Raw genomic sequence first — 23,979 nt, 5'->3', positions numbered from 1 at the left:
GTCTAAAACCACTGTGGCACGCCCACCCACAGCAGGCAAACCCTAGCTCGCGCCGGCCAGCGGCAGGATCACGTCTTCGAGCACCCGCCGCACGAAGACGCGGTCGGTCGGCCGGCCGGTTATCACCCGCAGCACGTTGAGGCCCAGGGCCACGTCGGGTATCAGGCTCAGGTCCCGGCCGGCCGGGATCTCCCCGCGGGCCACCGCATGGTCGAGCACGCTGCGCACGATGTGGCGCGGCGGCGACAGCACGAGGTCGTCCAGCGCGGCGGCCAGGACGGGATCGCGCATCGCGGCCGTCGCCACCCCGACGATCACCTGAATCATGTCCAGCTCAGCGTCATTGAAGTCCGGCACCGCGGCGATCAGCGCCTCGATGTCGCCGGCGAGGCTGCCGGTGTCGGGCGGCTCGACGGGTCCGCGCCGACGCCTCCAGTGGGCGATCGCCTCGGCGACCACGACCGCCTTGGACGGCCAGCGGCGGTAGATCGCGGCCTTGCCGACGCCGGCCCGCGACGCGACGTCGTCCATGCTCAACCGGTCATAACCGTGTTCGGCCACGCCGGCCAGCGCCGCGTCCAGGATGGCCGCGTCCAGCGAGCGGTCCAGCCGTCCCGGACGCGATGCACGAGCCACCAAAGCCACCTCCTCGATACGACTCAGTTCCGTTAAAGATACTCCTGCGCCGCCTCGACGACCCGCTTCCGATCCGCTGCCACCAACCCGATGCGGGTCCGCCGGTCCAGGATGTCGGACGCCTCCAGCGCGCCCTCGTGGGTGACCGCGTACTCGAACTCGGCCCGAATCACGTCGATGCCCTCGGCGACCGGGTCGGTCGGCCGGTCGCGGGTTGCGCTGGCGACGACGTCGGCCGCCTCGGCGCCATAGCGCGCCACCAGCGAGGCCGGCAGGCCCGCCACCGGCACGGCAGCCCCCGAGGGCGCCCCGATCAGCGGCAGATCCCGCGTCCGGCACTTCCCGGCGCGCAAATGCCGCAGGCGCACGGCGCGATCCAGGACATCCTCGGCCATGTAGCGGTATTCGGTGAGCTTGCCGCCGATCACGCTGATGACGCCGGACGGCGCCTCGACGACGGCGTGCTCGCGCGACACGTCGGCGGTGCGGCCCTCGCCGGTGTCGATGAGCGGCCGCAGCCCGGCGTAGGCGCCGATCACGTCGGCCCTCGAGAGCCCGGCGCCCAGGGCGGTATTGACCGTCTCCAGCAGGAACGCGACCTCCTGCGGCGACGGCTCCGGCACGTCGGGAATCGGGCCGGGCGCCGCCTCGTCGGTCAGCCCCAGGTAGACCCGGCCCAGCTGCTCGGGCATGGCGAACACGAAGCGGTTCAGCTCGCCGGGAATCGGAATGGTCAGGGCCGCAGTCGGATTGCCGAAGGCGGCCGCGTCGAACACGAGGTGGGTGCCGCGGCTGGGCCGCAACCGCAGCGACCCGTCGATCTCGCCCGCCCACACCCCGGCCGCGTTGATGACGGCGCCGGCCGACACCTCGAAGGACTCCCCCGTGCGCCGATCGGTCAACCGCACCGAGGTGCCGGTGGCCTCGGAGGCCTCGACGTAGGTCAAAACACGGGCGCCGTGCTGCGCCGCGGTGCGCGCGACCGCGACGACCAGCCGGGCGTCGTCGATCAATTGCCCGTCGTAGGCCAGCAGGCCACCGGAGAGGCCGTCACGGCGCACCGTGGGCGCCAGCTCCACCGCCCGCCGCGCCGACACCCGCCGCGATCGCGGCAACACCGACGACGGCGTGCCCGCCAAGACCCGCAGTGCGTCACCGGCGAGGAACCCGGCGCGCACCAGCGCCCGCGAGCCGCGGCTCATCGACGGCAGCAGCGGCACCAGCTGCGGCATCGCGCGAACGAGATGGGGGGCGTTGCGTGTCATCAGGATTCCGCGCTCGATGGCGCTGCGCCGGGCGATGCCCACGTTGCCGCTCGCCAGGTAGCGCAGGCCGCCGTGCACCAGCTTGGAGCTCCAGCGGCTAGTGCCGAACGCCAGGTCGTGCTTTTCCACCAGCGCCACCCGCAGGCCGCGGGACGCGGCGTCCAGCGCGATCCCGGCGCCGGTGATGCCGCCGCCGATCACGACGACGTCGACCGGCTCGCCGTCGGCCAGTGCGGCCAAGTCGGCGGCGCGGCGCGCGGCGTTCAAAGCCGACGAGTTCACGACAGGTATCCGTTCAGTGCGTGGCCGAGTTCGGTGGCCAGCGCGCCGGCGTCCAGGATCGGCCGGACGATGCGTTCGGACTGGATGGTCGACTGCGTGATGAGCAGCACCATGGTGGCCATCTGCAGCGGGTCGCCGGCGCGCACGCTGCCGTGGCGCTGGGCGGCGCGCAGCCGTTCGGCCAGGGCGTCGATCAGCATCTGCTGGCTGGTGCCGAGGCGTTCGGTGATGTAGACGGGCGCCAGCTGCGAGTGCAGCACCGACATCACCAGGTCGTCACGGCGCAGCAGGTCGGCGACCGTAACGATCTGCCGCACCAGGGATTCGCGGTCGTCGCCGAGCAACGGCGCGTCGCGCGCCACGCCGGTGATGCGCTGGGTCAGCAGCGCCGCCACGATCGACTTGGTGTCCGGCCAGCGGCGGTACACGGTCGGCCTGCTGACGCCCGCCCGCCGCGCGATCTCGGCCAGGGTCACCCGGTCCACCCCGAAGTCGACCACACAGCTGGCCGCGGCCGCCAAAATCCGGTCCCCGGTGTCCACTGGCGCGTTACTGATTGACAGCATGTGTAATACTGTAACGCATGACGCATCCGGAGCAACTCCTCCCGCCGATGAAATGGGACGCGTGGGGCGACCCCGCCGCGGCCAAGCCGCTGTCCGAGGGCATCCGCGCACTGCTGAAACAGGCTGTGGGGCTTGAGGATTCGGGCGGACACGAGCTCGACGCCGACCAGGTGCGGCTGACGCCGTCGGCGCTGCCCAAGGCGGACACCGACGCGCTGACCCGCATCGTCGGCGCCGAATACTGCCGCACCGGCGACCGCGACCGGCTGCTGCGCGCGGGGGGCAAGTCCACCCTCGACCTGCTGCGACGCAAAGCCACCGGCCCGCAGGACGCGCCCGACGCCGTGCTGCTCCCCGCCGACGACGACGCCGTCGGCGCGATCCTGCGCTACTGCTCCGAGCACCGCATCGCGGTGATCCCGTTCGGCGGCGGCACCAGCGTGGTCGGCGGGCTCGACCCCAGCCGCGGCGAGTTCAAAGCCGTGGTGTCGCTGGACCTGCGCCGCCTCGAGCGGCTCGTCGAGCTCGACGAGGTGTCCGGCCAGGCCGTGCTGGAGGCCGGCCTCACCGGGCCGCGAGCCGAGGAACTCTTAGGCGCACAAGGCTTCTCGCTCGGTCATTTCCCGCAGAGCTTCGAGTACGCCACCATCGGCGGCTTCGCCGCGACGCGCTCGTCGGGCCAGGACTCGGCGGGCTACGGCCGGTTCAACGACATGGTGCGCGGGCTGCGGATGGTCACCCCCGTCGGCACCCTCGACCTCGGCCGCGCCCCGGATTCGGCCGCGGGCCCCGACCTGCGCCAGTTGCTGCTCGGCTCGGAGGGCGCGTTCGGCATCATCACCCGGGTGCGGCTGCGCGTGCACCGCATCCCCGAAGCCGTGCGCTACGAGGCGTGGTCCTTCCCCGACTTCGAGACCGGCGCCGCGGCCCTGCGCGCCGTCACCCAAAACGCCGCCGGCCCCACCGTCATTCGGCTCTCCGACGAGGCCGAGACCGGGGTCAACCTCGCCACCACCGAGGCGATCGGCGAAAGCCAGATCACCGGCGGGTGCCTGGGCATCACCGTGTTCGAGGGCACCGCGGAGCACGTCGAGAGCCGGCACGCCGAAACCAGCGCGCTGCTGGCGGCCCAGGGCGGCACGTCGCTGGGCGACGCGCCCGCGCGCGCGTGGGAGCGGGGCCGGTTCGGCGCACCGTACCTGCGCGACGCGCTGCTGTCGGCGGGCGCGCTGTGCGAGACCCTCGAGACGGCCACCGACTGGTCGAACGTGCCCACCCTGAAAGCCGCTGTCACCCAAGCGCTTACGGACGCGCTGGCCGCGTCGGGCACGCCGGCGCTGGTGATGTGCCACATCTCGCACGTCTACCCCACCGGCGCCTCGCTGTACTTCACCGTCGTCGCCGGGCAGCGCGGCAACCCGATCGAACAATGGCAAAAGGCCAAGAAGGCTGCCTCGGACGCGATCGTCGCCAACGGCGGAACCATCACGCACCACCACGCCGTCGGCGCCGACCACCGGCCGTGGATGCGCGACGAGGTCGGCGAGCTGGGCGTGCAGGTGCTGCGCGCGGTCAAGGCGACCCTCGACCCGGCCGGAATCCTCAACCCCGGCAAGCTGATTCCGTGACCACACGAGAGATCGGCAAGGTCACCGCGCTGACCAATCCCGCCTCGGGGCACGGCGCCGCGATACGCGCCGCACAACTTGCGATCGCCCGGCTGCACCGGCGCGGCGTGCAGGTCACCGAGATCATCGGCGACGACGCGCAGGACGCGCGCCACCTCGTCGCCGCCGAACTCGACCGGGGCACCGACGCGGTGATGGTCACCGGCGGCGACGGCGTCGTCTCCAACGCTCTGCAGGTGCTGGCGGGCACCGACGTCCCGCTGGGCATCGTCCCGGCCGGCACCGGCAACGACCACGCGCGCGAATTCCGCATTCCCACAAAGGATCCCGAGGCCGCCGCGGACGTCGTCGTCGACGGATGGACGGAAACCATTGACCTGGGCCGGATCCGCGACGCCCAAGGCGCCACCAAGTATTTCGGCACCGTCGCCGCCGCCGGTTTCGACTCCCTGGTGACCGACCGGGCCAACCGGATGAGCTGGCCGCACGGGCGGTTGCGCTACTACGTGGCGATGCTCGCCGAGCTCTCCCAGCTGCGGCTGCTGCCGTTCCGGATGGTGCTCGACGAAACCCGCGAGATCGACGGCGACATCACGCTGGCGGCCTTCGGCAACACCCGCAGCTATGGCGGCGGAATGCTGATCTGCCCCAACGCCGATCCCGCCGACGGCCTGCTCGACATCACCATGGCGCATTCGGCGTCACGCGCCAAGCTCGTTCGCCTCTTCCCCACCGTCATGAAGGGCACCCACGTCGACCTCGACGAGGTGACCACCGCCCGCGCCAAGTCCGTCCACGTCGAGTGCCCCGGCATCAACGTCTACGCCGACGGCGACTTCGCCTGCCCGCTGCCCGCCGAGATCTCGGTGGTTCCGGCGGCGCTGCGGATCCTTACCCGACGCCGCGGCTGAGCCAGGTCACCTCGCCGGCGTCGCCGCCGTCGCGATACACCTCGAGCGCCTCGTCCCACGCCGTGCCCAGCACCGTGTCCAGCTCGGCGGCCAGCGTGTCGGCGCCCTGGGCCATCATCGCGCGCAGCCGCATCTCGCCGACCATGACGTCGCCGTTGGCGCTCATCGACCCGCTCCACAGACCGAGCTGCGGGGTGTGGCTGAACCGGTGGCCGTCGACGCCCGGGCTGGGGTCCTCGGTGACCTCGAACCGCAGCACCGACCAGGAGCGCAGCGCGTTGGCCAGCCGGGCGCCGGTGCCCACCGGGCCGACCCAGTTGGTGACCGCGCGCAGTTGCCCGGGCATCGCCGGTTGCGGGGTCCACACCAGGTTGGCCTTGGACTGCAGGGTCGACGAGAGCGCCCACTCGACATGCGGGCAGACCGCCGCGGGCGAGGCATGGACGTACACCACGCCTGTCGTCACGTCGGCGAATTGGTTCGACGCACGCATCTCCTGCTCCTTCGGTTCCACGAGGGACGTCTTCCCCAACGACCTGGTGGTTTCCGTGTGAACAGAAAAATTTGTGTGTCGTGCGTGTCTATTGTGCCTCGTGATGCCCCTGTTGCGCTAGGGTGCACCGTGAATTTAGCCGTATTCACATGTTGGCGGCTATTACCAGGTCGGAAACCGCCGGCCACAGGCCCAGCGCCCATTCGCCGAAATCACGGTCTGTGAGGGCCACCAGCGCCAGGTCGGCGTCGGGATCCGCCCAGATGAAGCCCCCCGACTGGCCGAAATGGCCGTACGTGCGCGCCGAGTTGCGCGCGCCGGTCCAGTGCGGCGTCTTCGCGTCTTTGATCTCGAATCCCAGGCCCCAGTCGTTGGGCCGCTGCTGGCCGTACCCGGGCAGCACGCCGTCCAGGCCGGGGAATTGAACCGTGGTGGCCTCGGCGTGGAGCTGGGCCGAGACCGTCGACGGGCGCAGCAGCTCGCCGGCGAACACCGCCAGGTCGGCGACCGTCGAGGTCGCGCCGAACCCCGCGGCCGCACAGCCGCCGTCCAGCCGGGTCGCCGCCAGGCCGAGCGGCTCGCACACCGCCTCGGCGAGGTAGCGGCCGAACTCGATCCGCGACTCGGCCTCCACCTTCTCGGCCAGCACGGCAAAGCCGTAGTTGGAATACATCCGCCGGGTCCCGGGCTTGGCCAGCACCCGATCGGAGTGCATGGCCAGGCCCGACGCGTGCGCCAGCAGGTGGCGGATCGTGGACCCGGGCGGGCCGGCCGGGGTGTCCAGCTCGACGACGCCCTCCTCGACGGCGACGTGCGCGGCGCGGGCCACCAGCGGCTTGGTGACCGAGGCCAGCTCGAAGACCCGCCCGGTGTCACCGTGGCTGGCCAGCACGCCGCCGGGCCCGACGACCGCGGCGGCGACGTTGGGCACCGGCCAGTCAGCGACAACGGCCAGAGCTTCGGATGCGGCCGTCACTTCCGCGCGATGTAGTAGCTGTTGATCGGGTCGGACTCGATCTCGACCACCGCGACGTCGTCGAACCCGGCGTCGGCGAGCATCGAGGTGGCCAGCTGCGTGCCCCACGCGGTGCCCAGTCCCGCGCCGCCCAGCGCCAGCGACACCGTCATGCAGTGCATCAGCGACACGGTGTAGAGGTAGGTGCTCATCGGGACGTCGACGTTCTCCTCGAGCCGGCTCGACGCCTTGATGTCGGCCATCAGGAAGACCCCGCCGGGTCGCAGCGCGCGGTAGATGTTCTCCAGCACCCGCGCCGGCTGCGCCTGGTCGTGGATGGCGTCGAACACGGTGATGACGTCGTAGGCCTCGCTTTTGTCCAGCCGCGTCAGGTCGTGGCTTTCGAAGGCGGCGTTGGTCAGGCCGAGGCGGGCCGCCTCGGCGGCGCCGGTCGCGATGGCCGCCTCGGAGAAGTCGATGCCGGTGAACCGGCTGGCCGGAAACGCCCGGGCCATCACGTTGATCGCGTGGCCGCTGCCGCAGCCGAAGTCGGCCACGTCGGCGCCGGCGCGCAGCCGGTCGGGCAGGCCGTCGACCAACGGCAGCACGACGTCGACGAGCGCGATGTCGAACACCGCGGCGCTCTGCTCGGCCATCAGCGCGTGAAAGCGCGGGAATTCGCTGTACGGCAGGCCGCCGCCCTCCCTGAAGCAGCCGATGATCTTCTGCTCGACCTCGCCGAGCTGCGGCAGGAACATCGCCACCAGCGCCAGGTTGGCCGGCCCGGCCGCGCGCGTCAGCGCGGCGGCGCGGTGCGCGGGCAGCGAGTAGGTGCCGGCGGCGGGGTCGTAGTCGACGACGTGCCCGGTGGTCATCCCGGCCAGCCACTCCCGCACGTAGCGCTCGTTGAGGCCGGCGGCCTCGGCGAGCTGCGCGCTGGTGGCCGACGGCAGGTTGGCCAGCGCGTCCAGCAGGCCGGTCTGGTGCCCGATGCTCAGCAGGATGGTGAGGCTCGCTCCGTCGACGGCCGCGACCATGCGTGCGGCGAATTCTTCGGTGCTCTCAGGTGCCGTCACGTTGAGCGACGCTACACCCACGTGGTTCTGCGCCGAGCCTGCGCTCAGAGCGTGCATTTCGCCCTCGGCGGGCGATCTGAGCGCAGACTCGACGCCGCCCAACAGTAGGTTGGACGCCATGAGTCAGACAGTGCGCGGAGTGATTTCACGCAAGAAGGGCGAACCCGTCGAGCTGGTCGACATCGTCATCCCGGACCCGGGACCGGGCGAGGCGGTCGTCGACATCATCGCCTGCGGGGTGTGCCACACCGACCTGACCTACCGCGAGGGCGGCATCAACGACGAGTATCCGTTCCTGCTCGGCCACGAGGCCGCCGGCACCGTCGAGGCCGTCGGGCCGGGCGTGACGGCCGTCGAGCCCGGCGATTTCGTGATCCTGAACTGGCGCGCCGTGTGCGGGCAGTGCCGGGCCTGCAAGCGCGGCCGCCCGCACCTGTGTTTCGACACGTTCAACGCCGAACAGAAGATGACGCTGACCGACGGCACCGAGCTGACACCGGCGCTGGGCATCGGGGCGTTCGCCGACAAGACGCTGGTGGCGGCCGGTCAGTGCACCAAGGTCGACCGCCGCGCCGACCCGGCGGTCGCCGGCCTGCTGGGCTGCGGCGTGATGGCCGGGCTGGGTGCGGCCATCAACACCGGGGCAGTGACCCGTGACGACACCGTCGCGGTGATCGGGTGCGGCGGCGTGGGCGACGCCGCGATCGCCGGGGCCGCACTGGTCGGGGCCCGCCAGATCATCGCGGTGGACACCGACAACACCAAGCTGGACTTGGCCCGCAAGTTCGGCGCCACCCACACCGTCAACGCCCGCGAGTTCGACGTCGTGAAGACGATCCAGGACCTCACCGAGGGCTTCGGTGTCAACGTGGTCATCGACGCCGTCGGCCGGCCCGAGACCTGGAAGCAGGCCTTCTACGCCCGCGACCTCGCCGGAACCGTTGTGCTGGTTGGTGTTCCGACCCCCGACATGCAACTGGAGATGCCGCTGGTCGACTTCTTCAGCCACGGCGGGTCGCTGAAGTCCTCGTGGTACGGCGACTGCCTGCCCGAGCGCGACTTCCCCACGCTCATCGATTTGTACCTGCAGGGCCGGCTGCCGCTGGACAAGTTCGTCTCCGAGCGCATCGGGCTCGACGACATCGAGGAGGCCTTCCACAAGATGCACGGCGGCAAGGTGCTGCGCTCGGTGGTGATGCTCTGATGGTGAACATCGACCGCGTAGTCACCCACGGCACCTTCGAACTCGACGGCGGCAGTTGGGAAGTCGACAACAACATCTGGCTGATCGGCGACAACTCCAACGTCGTCGTGTTCGACGCCGCCCACGACGCGGCGCCGATCGTCGAGGCCGTCGCCGGCCGTCATGTGGTGGCGGTGGTGTGCACGCACGGCCACAACGATCACGTCACCGTGGCCCCCGAGCTCGGCGAGACGCTCGACGCGCCGGTGTTGCTGCACCCCGGCGACGACGTGCTGTGGCGAATGACGCACCCGGACAAGGAGTTCCGCACCATCTCCGACGGCGAGACGCTGTGCGTGGGCGGCGCGACCCTGCAGGCGCTGCACACCCCAGGCCACTCCCCGGGATCGGTGTGCTGGTATGCGCCCGAGCTGGGCGTGCTGTTCAGCGGCGACACCCTGTTCGCCGGCGGCCCGGGCGCGACGGGCCGCTCGTATTCCGACTTCCCGACCATCCTGCAGTCCATCAAGGAGCGGCTGGGCAAGCTGCCCGGCGACACCGTCGTGCACACGGGCCACGGCGACGACACCACCGTCGGCGAGGAGATCGTCCACTACGAGGAGTGGGTGGCCCGCGGGCACTGAATACGTTGCCGGCGAACGGCTATGCGTCGCCGGGCGGCCGAAGGCCGAGGGCGCCCAGCAGTTCCTCGCGCCCCCACGGCTTGCTCCTGGCGGCCTCGCGAAGTTCCTCCCGCCATTCCTCTTTGTCCCGAAGTCCCGAGCGCAGGCGTCGGCGCAACCCCCGCAGGCTTGGTATGCGCAGCCTGAGTAGCGGCACCGGCAACGCCGCTTTGTCGTGGTCGGGATGGGCCGGGTGCGCCGGATCACCCGGGTGCGCCGGGTTGTTCTGGTGCAGCGGTTGCCCCTTGGGAGCCGTCGGGATTGGCGGCGGGGCGGCCGGGGCTGCTGCCACGGTGGAGGCCGCGGGTGCCACCGGTTCGGCCAAGCCGCCGATGCCGGCGGAATCGCCGGAAGGGCCGACCATGCCCGGCGCGGCCAGACCCGCCGCGGCCGGGTAGCCGCCCCCGATGACGGGGGGCGCGGGCGGCGGCGTCGCCAGGTGCGGCATCGCCGGGCCAGGCGCCGCCGCCGGCGCTACCGGTCCCCAACCGGCCGGAACGCTGGCGGCGGCGGCGACACCACCGGGGTCGGCGACGCCGCCCCCGCCCGTCGCGCCCGCGGGCGCACCGCCGTCGCCGGTGGGGACACCGTTGGCGCCGCCGGCATTTGCCGCTTGCGGTCCACCGGGCGCCCCCGGGTGGGCGTCCGCGCCGGATGGGCCGACGCCCGCCGGGTTGCCGCCGCCGGCCCCACCCGCGGGGCCGCCGGGCACCGGCGCGCCCATGCCGCCTTGGTGGGCGGTGCCAGCGCCGCTGCCGGTCAGGTGCCCGGCGGAGGCGTTGATCATGCCCGCCACCTTGTCCAGGGGCGCCGCGTTGGCGGCCTCGGCGTTGGCATAGGTTCCCGCGCTCTCCTGCAGGGCCTGCACAAACCGATCGTGGAAGGAGTTCGCCTGGGCGCTGGCGGCCTGATAGGCCTGCGCGTGCGCGGCGAACAGCCCCGCAATGAACGCAGAGACGCTGTCGGCGCCCGGGGCGTACACTCCCCCGGTCCCGGCTGCGGCGTTCGCATTGGCCGCGTTGATCGTCGAACCGACCGAGGCCAAATCCGCGGCCGCGGCCGCCAGCATGTGCGGCGTTGTTGTCACGTGCGACATGAGCCAGCTCCCAATCCCGCTGCCAACCCAGAGCCTAGCGCGGTCGGGACCGACATCCTAGGGCTCAGAAGCCGACTTTTGGGGCGCCTAATGCCCCTCGAGGATGCGGCGTTTCTCGGCCTCGAACTCCTCCGGCGTCAGCGCCCCCGAATCCCGCAGCGACGCAAGAGTTTTAAGCCGCTCCAGGCGCACTCCCTCATCGCCGGGCTCGTACGCCACGGCGGCGGGCACCACCCCCGGCGCGCCGGGCACCCGGTACGGCGTGGCGGCCACCACCGCTCGGCGCCGCTTGCGCGAAAGCCACACACCCGACACGATCGAGTCGATCAGCCCCACCACGAACAGGCCGACGAACAGCCAGACCACAAAGCCGTAGGAACTCTTGTGGCCGAAGGCCAGTCGCGGGTTGATGTACCCGTTGACCTGGCCGTCGGTGGTGACGGTGTAGGTGCCGCTGGCCGGGATCTGGGCCACCCACACCCGCACGTGCGCGTCGTTGTTGACCGTCGTTGTGCTGCCGACGCTTTCGGTCACCGCGGGCTGCGCGACGCCCTCTGGCGGGGCGATCGTGACCCCGAGCGGCGGCACCGGCAGCCCGCCGCGGCCGCCGCCGATCACGACGGTGTGCAGGCTGACGGTGACCTCGCCGGCGGGCAGGTTCAGGTTGGCCGACCCCGGGATCGGCACCTCGCCGTAGGCGTTGTACTTGTCCAGAACGAACGCGTTGAGCACCAGCGCGGTGATGAAGCCGCCCACCGACACCACCATCATCACGACGGCGGCGGCCAGCGAGATCTTGGCGAGCCGTCTGCTGGTCATCCAAGCAGTGTGTCACCGCGCTGTCGTCAAGGCGACACAAAAGCGCACACTAGGACGCGGTGCATCCCTATTAAAGGAGTGATACGCATGGCCAACGATCTCGTCGCCACCGTTCCCGACCTGTCGGGCAAGCTGGCAATCGTCACCGGGGCCAACAGCGGGCTGGGATTCGGGCTCGCCCGCCGGCTTTCCGCCGCCGGCGCCGACGTCGTGATGGCGATCCGCAACCGCGCCAAAGGGGAAAAGGCGATCGACGAAATCCGCCAATCGGTTCGCGACGCCAAGCTGAGCATCAAATCCCTCGACCTGTCGTCGCTGGCGTCGGTCGCCGCGCTGGGCGAGCAGCTCAACGCCGAGGGCCGCCCGATCGACATCCTGATCAACAACGCCGGCGTCATGACGCCACCGGAACGCGACACCACCGCCGACGGCTTCGAATTGCAGTTCGGCAGCAACCATCTCGGGCACTTCGCGCTCACCGGACACGTGCTGCCGCTGTTGCGCGCCGCGCAGGGGGCCCGCGTCGTCTCGCTGAGCAGCCTCGCGGCCCGCCAAAGCGGCAAGATCCACTTCGACGACCCCCAATTCGAGAAGTCCTACGCCGCGATGTCGGCCTACGGGCAGTCCAAGCTGGCGGTGTTGATGTTCGCCCTCGAGCTGGACCGGCGCAGCCGCGCGGCCGGCTGGGGCATCGTGTCCAACGCCGCGCACCCCGGCCTGACCAAGACCAACCTGCAGATCAGCGGGCCCTCGCACGGCCGCGAACGGCCCGCGCTGATGGAGCGGCTGTACAAGGCGTCCTGGCGCTTCACGCCGTTCTTGTGGCAGGAGATCGACGAGGGCATCCTGCCGGCGCTGTACGCGGCGGCCGCCCCGCGCGCCGAGGGCGGCGTCTTCTACGGCCCCCGCGGCGTCGGCGAGTTGGCCGGCGGCGGGGTCAGGCCGGCCAAGGTGCCCGCGCGCGCCGGCAACGAGGACGACTGCCGGCGGCTGTGGGAGCTGTCCGAGCAGCTCACCGGTGTCAGCTACCCGAAGCCCGACTGACTATCGTTGGCCCATGCGGCCGGAATCTCGTCTGCCCGAGTCGAGCATCGTGGTCCGGCCCGAGACGCCGGCCAGCGCGACCTACACCCAGTCGTCGCGGCTGCAGGCCGCCGGCCTGGCCCACGCCATCGCATTGTTCGAGCAAGCCGCCGAACAGGTGCCGCTACCCAAGGCCCCGCAGCCGATCGTCGTCGCCGACTACGGCGCGGCCAACGGGCACAACTCGCTGAAGCCGCTGTCGGCGGGCATCGCGGTGCTCCGCCGGCGCACCCGCGCCGACCACGCGATACTGGTGACGCACACCGACGTGCCGGACAACGATTTCACGGCGCTGTTTAAGACCCTGACCGACGACCCGGACAGCTATTTGCACACGGACGCAAAGAGTTTCGCCTCGGCGATCGGCCGGTCGTTCTACTCGCAGATCGTGCCGTCCAACACGGTCAACCTCGGCTGGACGTCGTGGGCGACCCAGTGGGTCAGCCGGATCCCGTGCGAGCTGTCCGATCACGTCCACGTCGCCTACAGCGACGACGACGCGGCCCGCGCGGCCTATGCCCACCAGGCCGCCCTGGACTGGCACGACTTCGTGGCGTTCCGCGGGCGGGAGCTGGCCCCCGAGGGGCGCCTGGTGGTGCTGACGCTGGCCGTCGACGAGGACGGCACGCCCGGCTTCCGGCCGCTCCTCGAGGCGATCGTCGCCGCGCTGGCCGATCTGGCGCGCGACGGCCTGCTCGGCGACGACGAGCTGCGCCGCCTGGCCATTCCCACATTTGCCCGCAGCGAGAAGGACTTTCGCGCCCCGTTCGCGCCCAGCGGGCGGTTCGAAAGCCTGACCATCGAACACCTCGAGACGTTCAACGCCGAGGACCGATTCTGGGCCCGGCTCCAAACCGACGACGACGCACCGGCTTTCGGCGCGCAGTGGGCGGCGTTCGCGCGCGCCGCGCTGTTCGGGGCCCTGGCTGGCGGGCTGGACGGCGGCGCCGACGATCCGCGGGCCGCGGACTTCGTCGACCGGTTGGAGGCGGCCGTCGCCGCGCGCCTGGCGGGCGCGCCCGAGCCGATGCGGATTCCGCTCGCCTCCGTGGTGCTGGTCAAACGCCCGCGCTGACGAGAGTTTCGGCACAACGCCGCAGCGGGTAACCCCGAGGGATACTGCGACTCCGGAGGGGGTACGTGCATGAGCGTGCAGGACGACAAAGCGCCTGGTCAAGAAGACGACCAGCAGGCAACCGACGAGGCCGAAGACCGGCAGCCGACCGAAAAGCCGGAGCCGGACGAGGACGACAAGAAGAAGGCCGCCGAGATGATGACGGCCTACGAGGACCGGCCCACCCTGGTGCTGCCGGGCTCCGGAGCGATGGTCACGGGCACGGCCGTCAACGACTGGCTGGACGACGAGGGCAACCCGAAGAGCGAGTCGCCCGAGGGCGCCGACGCCGGGGCCGACAGCGACCGGGACGAGGAAGCGTACAAGGAACAGGTCGAGAAGGACAAGGCCCTCAACGAGCAGCTGCGCGAGGCTGCCGCCGCCGACAACAAGGGCGAAAAGAGCTGAGCCGCAAGCCTTTCAGCGCGGGCCGAGCTGGCTGACCAGCGTCGGGATTTCAGGAAACCCGGGGATCGGCTCGTTGATCCCGGGGATCGGCGGGAGGTCCGTCAGCTCGGGAATCTCGGGGATGCGTGGCAGCGGCGGGAGCCGGGGCGGCGCCGGTTTGGCGGCCGGGGTGCCCGTCGGTGCGGGCGCGACCGTTTCCTGCTGAGCCGCCGGCGGTGCGGGCGTTTCCGCGGTTTGCGGCGCGGGCGGGGGGCTTTCCTCGACGCTGGACGGCGGCGGCGGGGGCGGCATCGCAGGTCTCGGCACCGTGGTGCTCGATGTCGGCGTCGTCACCGGGCGGTCCCCGGAGCCCAGCCCGATCGCCGCCGCGGCGCCCGCCAGCAGCAGCGCCGCCAAGGCGCCGATGACCAGCACGGCGGGCAGGCGACGCCGGGCCTTCTTCTCTTCGACCGGGGGATCCGGCTGCTCGGGTTCGACCGCGGGCCGGGCGGACATGCGGCCCGTCGGCCAGGCCATCGCGGACGTGTCGAGCGCCGGCGCCTCGGCGGTCGCGACCGAAGCGGGCCGGGTCAGCATCGGCGCCGGCGCCGTCGCGGGCGTGGCGACCGGGATCAGCACGGTGGGGCCGTCATCGCCGGGGCCCTGCGCCGCGCGCAGGCTGCCGCCGACCGCGGCCGCCAGATGCGGGCGCCGGGTCGTGACCACCGGGACACGGAAATGCCCCGACAACGTCGTCGTCACCGCCGGGATGTTCGCCCCGCCGCCCACCGAAACCACCGCGGCCAGATCGCGAACGCCGTTGCGCCGCAACGCATCGTCGAACACCGCCACAAAGCTGTTCAGCGCCGCGCGGATCGCCTCGTCGAGCTCGTCGCGAGTGAGCCGCAGGGCGTCGCGCATCCCGGGCAACTCCTCGGCGACGGTGGTCACCGTGCTCGACGACAGCTGCTCCTTGGCCCTGCGGCAGCCGTTGCGCAGCCGGCTCAGCGAGCCGATCGTCTTCGACAGGTGGGACATGACGACGGTCAACAGGGTCTGGTCGATCATGTCGCCGGAGAAGTCGTGATACCGCACGGTCGGCGCCACGGCCTCGCCGGCCGCGCGCATCAGCGTGAGGTTGGTGCCGCTGCCGCCGAAATCGCACACGGCCACGGTCCCGCGGTCGGGCAGGCCCGGATTGGCCCGCGCCGCGAACAGCGCCGCCGCCGCGTCGGGGATCAGCAGCGGCGGCCGCGCGCGGTTCGACCATTCCGACACCCGCCCCAGCGCGCCGCGCATCGCCTCCACGGACGCGGCGGACCAGTGGGCCGGGTAGGTCACCGCCACCTCGTCGGGCAGGGGCCGCCCGCCGGTGGCGGCGTAGGCCAGGGCGCGCAGCCCGTCGGCGACCAGGGCCTCGCTGCGGTGCGCCGAGCCGTCGGCCGCCACGATGCCCACCGGATCCCCGACCCGGTCCACGAAGTCGCTGACCACCACGCCCGGCTCGTCCAGCCTGGGGTTTTCCGAGGGCACGCCGACCTCGGGCGGGCGCTGGCGGTAGAGGGTGAGGACGGGCTTGCGGGTGATCGCGACGTCAGCGGCCGCGGCCGCCAGGTTGGTCGCGCCGATCGACAAGCCCAGCGCGGTCCTCGCTCTGTCGGCCATCTGTTCAATCCCCCGTATCGGCGGCGCCCGAGCCAATTGTGCCGCCAGAAGCTATTGCCCATCCAAGCGTTAGCTATGCGTCAGCTGTATAACGATCGGTCAGCGGATGGCGCCCTCCCCGGCGATCAGCGGGAGGTCGAGCGGGGTCACCCAGCCCGGCCGCAGGTCGTTGACCGCCGGCACGGCGTTGAGCGCGCGCATCCCGGTCGCCAGGCACCCGGCGGTGGCGGCGTCGCGGCCCGAGCCGTCGGTGAACCGGAACGCGGTCTCCTGGAAGATGCTCGGCGTCCCCTCGATCTCGACGCGGTAGACGTCGTTGTCGTGTCCCGCCGGCCAGTCCGGCGCGGCGTCGAGCCCGATGCGGTTGACGTGTTCGAGCTGGATGCGCGTCTCGCCGCGGTAGATCCCGTTGATGGTGAACCGGACCGCGGCGACGTGGCCGGGCTTGATGACGCCCTTGGCCGTGGTGCGCTCGGTGGGGGTCACCCACTTGTCCCACGTGGTGGTGATCTCGTCGAGCATGATGCCCGCGGCGTGGGCGATCATCGGCACGGTGGCGCCCCACGCGAAGATCAACATGTTGGAATCCTCGAGCATCGGGCTGTATTCGGGCTCGCGGCCGATGCCCATCTCGACCTCGTAGTCGCCCTCGTAGTTGGTGTAGTCCAACAACTCCGACGCGCGCACGCGGCGCACCTCCGAGCACAGGCCCATCAGCGTCATCGGGAACAGGTCGTTGGCGAACCCCGGGTCGATGCCGGTGGTGAAGCACGACGACTCGCCGAGCTCGCAGGCTTCGGTGATGGGCGCGATCCAGTTGGGCGGGTTGAGGTGCATCGTCGGCCAGACCCAGGGCGTCATCGCCGTCGAGCACACGTCGATGCCGGCCCGCAGGAACCGGGTGATCAGCTTGATGTTGTCCTTGGCGTGCATGGCCGTCGGGCCGTAGTGCACCAGCGCGTCGGGCTTGAGCGCGATGAGCGCGTCGACGTCGTCGGTCGCGATAATGCCTACCGATTCGGGCAATCCGCAGATCTCACCGACGTCGCGGCCGACCTTGCCGGGGTTGCTCACGCCGACGCCCACCAACTCGAACAGGGGGTGCTTGACGATCTCGGTGATCACCATCCTGCCGACGAAACCGGTGCCCCAGACCACCACACGCTTTGAGCCGCTCACCGCAATATTCACCTTCCTGCTCGCCAGCCCCCGGTTCACCCTAGACCGGGCGACGTCCGTGGTGACACGATGTGAAACCATGACCAGTCATTTGCGCCGGGCCGCGACCCTGTTCGCGGTCGGCATCGGGTTCGCGAACTCCGGCGGTGTGGCGGTCGCGGCGCCCCCCGAGAACCCGCGCGTCCGCTACGAAGTCAGCGGCCCGGGCGTCGCCGAATATATCTCGTACCAGACCGACAACGGGCAGCAGCGCGCGGTGAACGCTCAACTGCCGTGGTCGACGCAGTTCACCGGGTTCGGCGGGCAGGTGTTCGTCATTAGCGCCCAGGGCCCGGGCCCCATCACGTGCAAGATCCTGCTCGACGGCAACGTCGTGGCCGACGCGACGGCGACGGTGGGCACGCCCGCCAGAACCGTGTGTACCCACTAGGACCGCCAGTGCCGCTCACGACAGGAATCGCGACCCGCGCCAACGGGGCGCCGCCGCCCGAGATCCCGCTCGCCGACATCCATCTCGAGTCGCTGGAGTTCTGGGGGCTCGACGACGACGTGCGCGACGGCGCCTTCGCCACGCTGCGCCGCGAGGCCCCGATCTCGTTCTGGCCCGCGATCCAGCTGGAAGGGTTCGAGTCGGGCAGCGGGTACTGGTCGCTGACCAAGCTCGACGACGTGCATTTCGCCAGCCGCCATCCGGACATCTTCAGCTCCGCGGGCGGCATCACCATCAACGACCAGACCCCCGAGCTGGCCGAGTATTTCGGCTCGATGATCGTGCTCGACGATCCGCGCCATCAGCGGCTGCGCTCGATCGTCAGCCGGGCCTTCACGCCAAAGGTGGTGGCCCGCATCGAGGCATCGGTGCGCGAGCGGGCCCACCGGCTGGTCACCTCGCTGATCGCCAACCATCCCGACGGCGAGGCCGATCTGGTCAGCGAGCTCGCCGGCCCGCTGCCGCTGCAGATCATCTGCGACATGATGGGCATCCCCGAGGAGGACCACCAGCGGGTATTCCATTGGACCAACGTCATTCTCGGATTCGGCGACCCCGACCTGACGCTGGATTTCGAGGAGTTCATGCAGGTGTCGATCGACATCGGCGCCTACGCCGGTGCGCTGGCCGAGGACCGCCGGTCCAATCCCGCCGAAGACCTGACCACCAGCCTGGTCGAGGCCGAGGTGGACGGCGACCGGCTGACGTCGCAGGAGATCGCCTCGTTCTTCATCCTGCTGGTGGTGGCCGGCAACGAGACCACGCGCAACGCGATCAGCCACGGCGTGCTGGCGCTGTCGCGGTATCCGTCGGAGCGCGAAAAGTGGTGGGCCGACTACGACGCCGTGGCGCCCACCGCGGTCGAGGAGATCGTGCGGTGGGCCTCGCCGGTGGTGTACATGCGGCGCACCCTGACCCGCGACATCGAGCTGAGCGGGGTCAAGATGGCCGCCGGCGACAAGGCCGCGCTGTGGTACAACTCGGCCAACCGCGACGAGTCAAAGTTCGCCAACCCGTGGGCTTTCGACGTGACCCGCGATCCCAACCCGCATCTCGGCTTCGGCGGCGGCGGCGCGCATTTCTGCCTGGGCGCCAATCTGGCCCGCCGCGAGATCAGGGTCGTCTTCGACGAGTTGCGGCGCGAAATCCCCGACATCGTCGCCGTCGAGGAGCCCGCGCGCCTGCTGTCGCAGTTCATCCACGGCATCAAGCGGCTGCCCGTCGCCTGGACCCCGCGGTCCTAATCCTCCGCGAGCAGACACAAAAGCACCCTTTCGCACGGCGTGTCGGGTGCTTTTGCGTCTGCTCGGCAAGCCATACGCTGACGAGCGTGAGCACTCCTGCCATCCCCCCGTTCCCCGCTCCCGAGGTGCTGGCCGCGCGCCAGAAGCTGGTCCTCGACCACTTTCACGACGAGGTCCGCCACGCCTGGGACGACGTGCTGGCGACCTTCCCGCATCCGCGCTACGAGCTGATCCCGCAGATGGTCGTTCACGACGGCGACGAGGCCGTGCGCGGCTACTACGTCTACACGCGGACCGCGTTCCCCGACCAGGACCACGAGATCATCGCGCTGCGGCACAGCGCCGACGCGGTGATCGTCGAGTTCTGGCTGATGGGCACCCATCGCGGCTATCTGGGCAAGGTTCCGCCCACCGGCAGCCGGTTCCGGGTTCGCATGACGGCGTACTTCGTGTTCGACGAGACGGAAACGCTTGTCTGCGAACGCATCTACTTCGACACGCTGACCATGATCAAGCAGCTGCTGGGCGGGCTGGACATGAAGAAGCCGGCGAACTGGCTGCTGGCCGCGCGGTGTGTGCGCGGGTTCCTGTCGATGTCGTCGGAAAAGCCCGATGCGGCACTGACCTCCGCGTAATTCCATGCGCCGCTAACAGCCGAGCTGGTCGGCCAGGTCGAGGAAGTCGGACGCGTTGACGTGGAACTCGTCGGAGTAGGCGACGTCGGCCTCGTCGCCAACACCGAACTCCAGCGGGCGAGCGACGAAGGCGGTCGCAAAGCCGAGAGCGCCGGCTGCGCGGATGTCGTACTTGTGGCTGGCCACCATCATGATCTCGGCGGGCGGCAGGCCGAGATAGGTGGCGGCCATCCGGTAGATCGCCGGGTCGGGCTTGAACACCCCGGCCATCTCGGCGGCGAAGATGGCGTCCCAGGGCAGGCCCGCGCGTTTGGAGAGGTTGACCACCGCCGACACGTCGGCGTTGGACAGCGTGGCCAGCGTGTACGCGCGCTTGAGTCGGGTCAGCCCGGGCACCACGTCAGGCCAGGGCCGCAGCCGCTGCCATGCCAGGGCGAGCTCGTCACGTTCGGTATCCGAGAATCCCATGACGCCAGCCTCGTCGAGCACGGTGTCGAGCGTGCGGCGATACACCGCGTCCACCGGAACCCACGCTCGCGAACCATCCAGCGCCACGAAGTAGCCCGCGCGCCAACGACGCACCACCTCGGGCCAATCCACGTCCGGGTGCCGTCCCGCGCTGATGCGCTTCGCCTCGTCACACACGGTCGAATGAAAATCCGTCGCGGTGCCCTGCACGTCGAACAACAGCGCCTTGATCATTCGCCGCGCCCCCGCGCGAGCCAAACGGTGTGCCCGCCGCACTCGGGGTCGTCGACGACGTGCGCCACGACGTCGAAGCCGTTGTCGCGCAACAGCCGGCGGTATTCGTCGCCGTCCAGGCTGGCGTGATACAGCGGCTCACCGCGATAGCTGCCTATTCGTTCGCCGGCCGAGGGTCCGCTGGTGAACGTCAGCGCCGCACCGGGCGCGGCGTGGCGGGCGAAGATCGGGAACATCCGGCGCTGATCGGTTTGCGTCAGGTGAAAGAAGCTGTCCCAGGCCACGATTCCGTCGAACACCCGGTTCAGGTTGAGCGTTCGCATGTCGGCGACACGCCAGTCGTGGTCGGGGAAGCGCTCGGCGCACATCGCGATCATCGCGGCCGACGTGTCCACCCCCGTCACCCGGCAGCCGCGGTCGATGAGGTAGCGCGCGATCGGCACACCGCTGCCGCAGCCGAGGTCGAGCACCGTCGGCTCGTCGGGAAGCAGGTCGAGAAACCGGTCCAGCCAGGTCTTTTCGAGCAGCTGAGAGCCCCGGTCACGCGCCCACGCGACCGCGTGACGTTGATAGAGGTCGACGACCCGGTCGGATTCCACCGGTCGAAGCTAACCGGCCTTGGCGGTCAGGTACGCGACGATCCCCTGGACGACGGCGTTGGCGTACTGGGCCCGGCCGTCGGCGCTTTGCATCCGCGCGGCGTCGTCGGCGTTCTTCATGTTGCCCAGCTCGACGAGGACGGCCGGGTACTCGGCCAGGTTCAGCCCGGCCAGGTCCGCGCGCCCGTACAGGCCGTCCGAGCCGATGTAGGTGGCCGGGTGAAAACCCGCCTGCGCCAACGCGTCCCGCATCGTACGGGCCAGCTGGACGGACGGCCCGGACTGTGCGTCATTGAGCGGCGGGCTGGAGTAGTTCACGTGGAAACCCGAGCCGGAGGGCGGTCCCCCGTCGGCGTGGATGCTCACGATCGCGTCGGGGCGCATCGCGTTGCCCAGCGCCGCACGTTCGTCCACGCAGGGGCCGGCCGAGCCGTCGTTGTCGCGCGACAGCTGGGTGCGCACGCCCCGCTCGTTGAGCGCGCCGCTGATCAGCCCGACGACCGCCCAGGTGAACGCGTGCTCGGGGTAGCCGGCGTCGGTGGCGGTGCCCGAGGTGTTGCACTGCTTGGTGCCGCCCCGGCCGTTGTTGACCTGTCGATTCGTCGAGGCGTCGTTCACCGCGTTGTGGCCCGGGTCGAGGAAGACGCCCATCCCCGCGATGCCGGCGCCCGCCCGCGGCGCGGCGACCAGGCCGCCGACCCCGAGCAGTGCTGGCGCGACGGCCGCGTACCTCAACGCATCGCGCCGCGACAGGTTCATCCGCGTGATCGTAGTCGCCTCACCTGCTGTCGCGCCGGATACAGGTAGTGCATGAATTCGGCGCCCTCGACGCCGTAGATCCCGCGATCGTCGCCGCGCAGCACCCAGTCGTGCTGCTGATCGGCACGGGCGGCGATCGCGGCCAGGTTGGCCGCGCGCAGCTTGGCGCGCCGGCGGTTATCCCGCACGATCGCCCGGACCAGGAAGAACAGACCGACCAGGGCCGCCGCCCCGACGATCCACCAGATGAACTTGATGATGACCCAGATGATCAGCATCGCCACCACGAACGCGCCGAACTCGGCACCCGAGCCCGCCCTGGACTTACTCATGTCCGAAAGATACGCCGACATCCCGACAAGCCGGCGCGCTTGTCAGGGCGGCCCTGACGTCGTACGGTTTGTCAGGACCAGCCTGACAACCGGGGGGTGTCGATGACCGCCAAGGGAACCACGCAGATCTGGTGCTCGTTCTGCGGCAAGTCCAACACCGACGTCGACAAGCTGGTGGCCGGACCGGGCGTGCAGATCTGCAACGAATGCATCGACCTGTCGCAGGCCATCATCGACGAGTACCGCGACAAGCCCAACGAGGTTCGGCTGCCGATCTGGGAGACGATGAGCGACGAGCAGATGCTCGATCACATCCCCCGCATCGCCGTCGTGGCCCAGCAGATCGAGGCCGACCTGCGGTCCTGGGTGCGCGAGCTGCGCCGGCGCGGGTTCACCTGGTCGAAGATCGGCCAAACCCTGGGCATCACACGACAGTCGGCGTGGGAGCGGTTCTCCGGCGAGTGACGTGGCTAGAACATACTAAATAGTATGTTACGGTCGCCCGGTGCACGGGATCACCGACGAATTCGTCGCGCGGCTGGCCGAACGCGCCGAGGAGGCCGAGCGGCTGCGCCGGCTCCCCGCGGCGACGGTCGCCGAGTTCCGGCAGGCCGACCTGTTTCGGCTGTTGCTGCCCGCGCGCTTCGGCGGCATCCAGGCTCCGTTTCCCGAACTGCTGCAACCGATTCGGCTGATGGCCCACGGCTGCCCGTCCAGCGCGTGGACGCTGGGGTTCTACGCGCTGCACAACTGGATGTTGTCGCTGTTCGACCCGCGGGCGCAGGAGGAGGTGTTCGCCTCGGGCCCGGTGCTGGCGCCGGCTCCCCTGGCCCCGACCGGGCGCGGCATCCCGGCCGACGGCGGGGTGCGCCTTTCGGGCCGGTGGGCGTGGGCGACGGGGGCGATGGACGCTGACTGGATGATCGTCGGGGCGCTCGTCGAACGGCCCGACCGCATCGATCCGGTGCTCGCCGTGGTCCCCGCCGACGAGGTTGAGGTCGTCGACACCTGGCACACGGCGGGCATGCGCGGCACCGGTTCTCACGACGTCGTCGTCACCGACGCCCTGGTCCCCGAGCACCGCATCGTCGCGGTGGCCGACATCTACGGCGGCACCGCGCCGGGGGCCGGCTTTCACGACGCGCCGACCTATCGGTGGCCGTTGGTGCCGGCGCTGGCGCTGACGGCGTCGATGCCGGTGCTGGGCGCCGCCGAGCGGGTGACCGAAGTGTTCGCCGCGCGGCTGGGCGAGCGCGTCCTGGCCTATAGCGGTGTGGCGCAAAAGGATCAGCCGTCCGCCCAGATCCGGCTCGCCGACGCGCGGGTGCGGCTGCGCGCGCTGCGGGCGCTGGTCGCCGAGACCGCCGACGGCATCGAGCGCCTCGTGGCCGGCGGCGAACGGGTGGGCCGGTCGACGCGCGCCGACGCGCGTGTGGCGGCCGCCCACACGGTGCACGAGAGCCGGGCGATCATCTCCGACCTGCTGGAGGCATCCGGTGCCAGCGCGCAATTCTTGTCGAGCCCGTTACAACGTTTCAAGCGCGACGTGGACATCGCGTCCGGCCACGTCGTGTTCGACTACGACATGGGCCGAGAGTTGGCGGGCGCATTGGCGATTGGCGCGAAGATCTCGCCGATCGCGATGGTCTAGGCCAGCATCAGGTCCAGCAGCCCTTCGCGTTGGGCCGCCCGCTGCGCCTCGGCGGCCGAGCCGGCCAGGTGCAGCAGCCCGATCCCGGCTGCGAACGTCAACTCCGCGCGCAGCTTCGCGTCGGCGGCGCCGAATCCGTAGTCGCCGTACGCCTTCGCCACGGCTTTCAGGAGGCGTCGGTCGGCGGCTTTGATGGTGGCGGCGGCGGCTGGGTCGGTGCGCGCCCATTCCCGCATCGCGCGTTCGAGCATCCAGTGCTGGGGGCTCACCAGCGCAATCATCATGGCGGACAACCGCTCCCGCGGGGGCAGCGAGTCGAGTTCGGCCAGCGATTGCCGGTCGCGTTCCAAAAACGCGTTCCAGGATTCGACGAGGGCGGCGCGGAAGCTGCCCATGTCCTCGAAATGCCAGTAGAAGCTGCCCCGCGTGACGCCCAGCTGCTCGCAGAGCCGATCCACCTTGAGCGCGCGCACACCCTGCTCGGCGAGCACGGTGTAGCCGGCCTCGAGCCAGTTCTCGACTGTCAAACGGTTGTTCGTGGCCACC

General features: G+C 70.6%; 26 protein-coding genes and 1 pseudogene. 12 read left to right on the top strand and 15 right to left on the bottom strand.

Annotation, left to right across the window (positions count from 1 at the left end; genetic code table 11):
* Nucleotides 1–42 precede the first annotated feature (42 nt).
* The 3 genes from AC5Y4Z_RS17050 to AC5Y4Z_RS17040 are packed head-to-tail and all read right to left on the bottom strand — an operon-like array spanning nucleotide 43 to nucleotide 2,749.
* On the bottom strand, nucleotides 43–645 hold the full coding sequence (locus tag AC5Y4Z_RS17050) for a TetR/AcrR family transcriptional regulator (RefSeq protein WP_499965638.1): 603 nt from the start codon (nucleotides 643–645) through the stop codon (nucleotides 43–45).
* Between the two features lie 23 nt (nucleotides 646–668).
* Complete coding sequence (locus AC5Y4Z_RS17045) at nucleotides 669–2,192, bottom strand: glycerol-3-phosphate dehydrogenase/oxidase (protein WP_499965948.1); 1,524 nt, start codon at nucleotides 2,190–2,192, stop codon at nucleotides 669–671.
* Nucleotides 2,180–2,749 (bottom strand): TetR/AcrR family transcriptional regulator, encoded by a 570-nt coding sequence (locus tag AC5Y4Z_RS17040; protein ID WP_499965637.1) that lies wholly within the window; start codon nucleotides 2,747–2,749, stop codon nucleotides 2,180–2,182. Before AC5Y4Z_RS17040 ends, AC5Y4Z_RS17045 begins: the two co-directional genes overlap by 13 nt.
* A gap of 47 nt (nucleotides 2,750–2,796) precedes the next feature.
* Here AC5Y4Z_RS17040 and AC5Y4Z_RS17035 point away from each other — a divergent pair, with 47 nt between their 5' ends.
* Together AC5Y4Z_RS17035 and AC5Y4Z_RS17030 are read left to right on the top strand one after the other, a co-directional pair.
* A complete protein-coding gene (locus tag AC5Y4Z_RS17035; protein WP_499965946.1) occupies nucleotides 2,797–4,377 on the top strand; it encodes an FAD-binding oxidoreductase in 1,581 nt (526 codons plus the stop codon).
* The gene (locus AC5Y4Z_RS17030) at nucleotides 4,374–5,288 is read left to right on the top strand and encodes a diacylglycerol kinase (RefSeq protein WP_499965636.1); all 915 of its coding nucleotides are present in this window, start codon (nucleotides 4,374–4,376) and stop codon (nucleotides 5,286–5,288) included. The genes AC5Y4Z_RS17035 and AC5Y4Z_RS17030 overlap by 4 nt, the downstream gene beginning before the upstream one ends.
* On the opposite strand, the gene AC5Y4Z_RS17025 is transcribed toward AC5Y4Z_RS17030, so the two are convergent.
* The 3 genes from AC5Y4Z_RS17025 to AC5Y4Z_RS17015 form a co-directional block, all read right to left on the bottom strand.
* Complete coding sequence (locus AC5Y4Z_RS17025) at nucleotides 5,269–5,781, bottom strand: DUF3145 domain-containing protein (RefSeq protein WP_499965635.1); 513 nt, start codon at nucleotides 5,779–5,781, stop codon at nucleotides 5,269–5,271. The genes AC5Y4Z_RS17030 and AC5Y4Z_RS17025 overlap by 20 nt on opposite strands.
* A gap of 145 nt (nucleotides 5,782–5,926) precedes the next feature.
* On the bottom strand, nucleotides 5,927–6,757 hold the full coding sequence (locus tag AC5Y4Z_RS17020; protein WP_499965634.1) for a serine hydrolase domain-containing protein: 831 nt from the start codon (nucleotides 6,755–6,757) through the stop codon (nucleotides 5,927–5,929).
* Nucleotides 6,754–7,773: a class I SAM-dependent methyltransferase gene (locus AC5Y4Z_RS17015; RefSeq protein ID WP_499965945.1), complete on the bottom strand. Its 1,020-nt coding sequence runs from the start codon at nucleotides 7,771–7,773 to the stop codon at nucleotides 6,754–6,756. Before AC5Y4Z_RS17015 ends, AC5Y4Z_RS17020 begins: the two co-directional genes overlap by 4 nt.
* A gap of 157 nt (nucleotides 7,774–7,930) precedes the next feature.
* Here AC5Y4Z_RS17015 and AC5Y4Z_RS17010 point away from each other — a divergent pair, with 157 nt between their 5' ends.
* Both AC5Y4Z_RS17010 and AC5Y4Z_RS17005 read left to right on the top strand, forming a co-directional pair.
* Nucleotides 7,931–9,016 carry an S-(hydroxymethyl)mycothiol dehydrogenase gene (locus tag AC5Y4Z_RS17010; protein ID WP_499965633.1) on the top strand — a complete coding sequence of 362 codons (1,086 nt, stop codon included), beginning with the start codon at nucleotides 7,931–7,933 and terminating at the stop codon, nucleotides 9,014–9,016.
* Complete coding sequence (locus AC5Y4Z_RS17005; RefSeq protein WP_499965632.1) at nucleotides 9,016–9,639, top strand: MBL fold metallo-hydrolase; 624 nt, start codon at nucleotides 9,016–9,018, stop codon at nucleotides 9,637–9,639. Before AC5Y4Z_RS17010 ends, AC5Y4Z_RS17005 begins: the two co-directional genes overlap by 1 nt.
* 19 nt (nucleotides 9,640–9,658) lie before the next feature.
* On the opposite strand, the gene AC5Y4Z_RS17000 is transcribed toward AC5Y4Z_RS17005, so the two are convergent.
* Together AC5Y4Z_RS17000 and AC5Y4Z_RS16995 are read right to left on the bottom strand one after the other, a co-directional pair.
* Entirely contained in the window at nucleotides 9,659–10,774 is a 1,116-nt protein-coding gene (locus tag AC5Y4Z_RS17000; RefSeq protein WP_499965631.1) for a PE family protein, read from the bottom strand.
* An 87-nt stretch (nucleotides 10,775–10,861) separates the two neighbouring features.
* Entirely contained in the window at nucleotides 10,862–11,593 is a 732-nt protein-coding gene (locus AC5Y4Z_RS16995; RefSeq protein WP_499965630.1) for an SHOCT domain-containing protein, read from the bottom strand.
* A gap of 87 nt (nucleotides 11,594–11,680) precedes the next feature.
* On the opposite strand from AC5Y4Z_RS16995, the gene AC5Y4Z_RS16990 reads away from it, so the two are divergent.
* The 3 genes from AC5Y4Z_RS16990 (at nucleotide 11,681) to AC5Y4Z_RS16980 (ending at nucleotide 14,198) form a co-directional block, all read left to right on the top strand.
* The gene (locus AC5Y4Z_RS16990) at nucleotides 11,681–12,637 is read left to right on the top strand and encodes an SDR family oxidoreductase (RefSeq protein ID WP_499965629.1); all 957 of its coding nucleotides are present in this window, start codon (nucleotides 11,681–11,683) and stop codon (nucleotides 12,635–12,637) included.
* A 13-nt stretch (nucleotides 12,638–12,650) separates the two neighbouring features.
* Nucleotides 12,651–13,751 carry a class I SAM-dependent methyltransferase gene (locus AC5Y4Z_RS16985; protein WP_499965628.1) on the top strand — a complete coding sequence of 367 codons (1,101 nt, stop codon included), beginning with the start codon at nucleotides 12,651–12,653 and terminating at the stop codon, nucleotides 13,749–13,751.
* Between the two features lie 69 nt (nucleotides 13,752–13,820).
* Nucleotides 13,821–14,198, top strand: coding sequence for a hypothetical protein (locus tag AC5Y4Z_RS16980; RefSeq protein ID WP_499965627.1), 378 nt, complete (start codon nucleotides 13,821–13,823; stop codon nucleotides 14,196–14,198).
* A 12-nt stretch (nucleotides 14,199–14,210) separates the two neighbouring features.
* On the opposite strand, the gene AC5Y4Z_RS16975 is transcribed toward AC5Y4Z_RS16980, so the two are convergent.
* Together AC5Y4Z_RS16975 and AC5Y4Z_RS16970 are read right to left on the bottom strand one after the other, a co-directional pair.
* A complete protein-coding gene (locus tag AC5Y4Z_RS16975) occupies nucleotides 14,211–15,842 on the bottom strand; it encodes an Hsp70 family protein (RefSeq protein WP_499965626.1) in 1,632 nt (543 codons plus the stop codon).
* A gap of 99 nt (nucleotides 15,843–15,941) precedes the next feature.
* A complete protein-coding gene (locus tag AC5Y4Z_RS16970; protein WP_499965944.1) occupies nucleotides 15,942–17,027 on the bottom strand; it encodes an NAD(P)H-dependent amine dehydrogenase family protein in 1,086 nt (361 codons plus the stop codon).
* Nucleotides 17,028–17,100: 73 nt separating this feature from the next.
* Here AC5Y4Z_RS16970 and AC5Y4Z_RS16965 point away from each other — a divergent pair, with 73 nt between their 5' ends.
* The 3 genes from AC5Y4Z_RS16965 to AC5Y4Z_RS16955 all read left to right on the top strand — a co-directional run bounded on the left by AC5Y4Z_RS16965 (nucleotide 17,101) and on the right by AC5Y4Z_RS16955 (nucleotide 19,390).
* Nucleotides 17,101–17,451 carry an MmpS family transport accessory protein gene (locus AC5Y4Z_RS16965; protein ID WP_499965625.1) on the top strand — a complete coding sequence of 117 codons (351 nt, stop codon included), beginning with the start codon at nucleotides 17,101–17,103 and terminating at the stop codon, nucleotides 17,449–17,451.
* A gap of 8 nt (nucleotides 17,452–17,459) precedes the next feature.
* Nucleotides 17,460–18,755 carry a cytochrome P450 gene (locus AC5Y4Z_RS16960; protein ID WP_499965624.1) on the top strand — a complete coding sequence of 432 codons (1,296 nt, stop codon included), beginning with the start codon at nucleotides 17,460–17,462 and terminating at the stop codon, nucleotides 18,753–18,755.
* A gap of 86 nt (nucleotides 18,756–18,841) precedes the next feature.
* Entirely contained in the window at nucleotides 18,842–19,390 is a 549-nt protein-coding gene (locus AC5Y4Z_RS16955) for an ester cyclase (protein ID WP_499965623.1), read from the top strand.
* 12 nt (nucleotides 19,391–19,402) lie between these two features.
* Here AC5Y4Z_RS16955 and AC5Y4Z_RS16950 read toward each other — a convergent pair whose 3' ends face one another.
* The 4 genes from AC5Y4Z_RS16950 to AC5Y4Z_RS16935 are packed head-to-tail and all read right to left on the bottom strand — an operon-like array spanning nucleotide 19,403 to nucleotide 21,782.
* A complete protein-coding gene (locus AC5Y4Z_RS16950; RefSeq protein ID WP_499965622.1) occupies nucleotides 19,403–20,092 on the bottom strand; it encodes a haloacid dehalogenase type II in 690 nt (229 codons plus the stop codon).
* Nucleotides 20,089–20,691, bottom strand: a complete 603-nt coding sequence (locus tag AC5Y4Z_RS16945; protein WP_499965621.1) for a class I SAM-dependent DNA methyltransferase — start codon at nucleotides 20,689–20,691, stop codon at nucleotides 20,089–20,091. Before AC5Y4Z_RS16945 ends, AC5Y4Z_RS16950 begins: the two co-directional genes overlap by 4 nt.
* 9 nt (nucleotides 20,692–20,700) lie before the next feature.
* Nucleotides 20,701–21,450 (bottom strand): Rv3717 family N-acetylmuramoyl-L-alanine amidase, encoded by a 750-nt coding sequence (locus AC5Y4Z_RS16940; protein ID WP_499965620.1) that lies wholly within the window; start codon nucleotides 21,448–21,450, stop codon nucleotides 20,701–20,703.
* Nucleotides 21,447–21,782 (bottom strand): hypothetical protein, encoded by a 336-nt coding sequence (locus tag AC5Y4Z_RS16935; RefSeq protein WP_499965619.1) that lies wholly within the window; start codon nucleotides 21,780–21,782, stop codon nucleotides 21,447–21,449. The genes AC5Y4Z_RS16940 and AC5Y4Z_RS16935 overlap by 4 nt, the downstream gene beginning before the upstream one ends.
* 102 nt (nucleotides 21,783–21,884) lie before the next feature.
* Here AC5Y4Z_RS16935 and AC5Y4Z_RS16930 point away from each other — a divergent pair.
* Both AC5Y4Z_RS16930 and AC5Y4Z_RS16925 read left to right on the top strand, forming a co-directional pair.
* Nucleotides 21,885–22,023: pseudogene (locus AC5Y4Z_RS16930) on the top strand (ClpX C4-type zinc finger protein); the annotation flags it as partial.
* Between the two features lie 243 nt (nucleotides 22,024–22,266).
* On the top strand, nucleotides 22,267–23,433 hold the full coding sequence (locus AC5Y4Z_RS16925) for an acyl-CoA dehydrogenase family protein (RefSeq protein WP_499965942.1): 1,167 nt from the start codon (nucleotides 22,267–22,269) through the stop codon (nucleotides 23,431–23,433).
* On the opposite strand, the gene AC5Y4Z_RS16920 is transcribed toward AC5Y4Z_RS16925, so the two are convergent.
* Complete coding sequence (locus AC5Y4Z_RS16920) at nucleotides 23,430–23,978, bottom strand: TetR/AcrR family transcriptional regulator (RefSeq protein WP_499965618.1); 549 nt, start codon at nucleotides 23,976–23,978, stop codon at nucleotides 23,430–23,432. The genes AC5Y4Z_RS16925 and AC5Y4Z_RS16920 overlap by 4 nt on opposite strands.
* Nucleotide 23,979: the final 1 nt, after the last annotated feature.

It is taken from the genome of Mycobacterium sp. NGS63 (assembly GCF_059812295.1).
Note: the sequence above shows the minus strand (reverse complement) of the source record. Positions and strands in the feature narration are given on the sequence as shown.

What these genes read in the sequence shown, in the direction of transcription:
- AC5Y4Z_RS17040 (WP_499965637.1), bottom strand. Translation starts at nt 2,749, where the DNA reads ATGCTGTCAATCAGTAACGCGCCAGTGGACACCGGGGACCGGATTTTG.
- AC5Y4Z_RS17035 (WP_499965946.1), top strand. Translation starts at nt 2,797, where the DNA reads ATGAAATGGGACGCGTGGGGCGACCCCGCCGCGGCCAAGCCGCTGTCC.
- AC5Y4Z_RS17025 (WP_499965635.1), bottom strand. Translation starts at nt 5,781, where the DNA reads ATGCGTGCGTCGAACCAATTCGCCGACGTGACGACAGGCGTGGTGTAC.
- AC5Y4Z_RS17015 (WP_499965945.1), bottom strand. Translation starts at nt 7,773, where the DNA reads ATGGTCGCGGCCGTCGACGGAGCGAGCCTCACCATCCTGCTGAGCATC.
- AC5Y4Z_RS17010 (WP_499965633.1), top strand. Translation starts at nt 7,931, where the DNA reads ATGAGTCAGACAGTGCGCGGAGTGATTTCACGCAAGAAGGGCGAACCC.
- AC5Y4Z_RS17005 (WP_499965632.1), top strand. Translation starts at nt 9,016, where the DNA reads ATGGTGAACATCGACCGCGTAGTCACCCACGGCACCTTCGAACTCGAC.
- AC5Y4Z_RS17000 (WP_499965631.1), bottom strand. Translation starts at nt 10,774, where the DNA reads ATGTCGCACGTGACAACAACGCCGCACATGCTGGCGGCCGCGGCCGCG.
- AC5Y4Z_RS16995 (WP_499965630.1), bottom strand. Translation starts at nt 11,593, where the DNA reads ATGACCAGCAGACGGCTCGCCAAGATCTCGCTGGCCGCCGCCGTCGTG.
- AC5Y4Z_RS16990 (WP_499965629.1), top strand. Translation starts at nt 11,681, where the DNA reads ATGGCCAACGATCTCGTCGCCACCGTTCCCGACCTGTCGGGCAAGCTG.
- AC5Y4Z_RS16985 (WP_499965628.1), top strand. Translation starts at nt 12,651, where the DNA reads ATGCGGCCGGAATCTCGTCTGCCCGAGTCGAGCATCGTGGTCCGGCCC.
- AC5Y4Z_RS16980 (WP_499965627.1), top strand. Translation starts at nt 13,821, where the DNA reads ATGAGCGTGCAGGACGACAAAGCGCCTGGTCAAGAAGACGACCAGCAG.
- AC5Y4Z_RS16975 (WP_499965626.1), bottom strand. Translation starts at nt 15,842, where the DNA reads ATGGCCGACAGAGCGAGGACCGCGCTGGGCTTGTCGATCGGCGCGACC.
- AC5Y4Z_RS16965 (WP_499965625.1), top strand. Translation starts at nt 17,101, where the DNA reads ATGACCAGTCATTTGCGCCGGGCCGCGACCCTGTTCGCGGTCGGCATC.
- AC5Y4Z_RS16950 (WP_499965622.1), bottom strand. Translation starts at nt 20,092, where the DNA reads ATGATCAAGGCGCTGTTGTTCGACGTGCAGGGCACCGCGACGGATTTT.
- AC5Y4Z_RS16940 (WP_499965620.1), bottom strand. Translation starts at nt 21,450, where the DNA reads ATGAACCTGTCGCGGCGCGATGCGTTGAGGTACGCGGCCGTCGCGCCA.
- AC5Y4Z_RS16935 (WP_499965619.1), bottom strand. Translation starts at nt 21,782, where the DNA reads ATGAGTAAGTCCAGGGCGGGCTCGGGTGCCGAGTTCGGCGCGTTCGTG.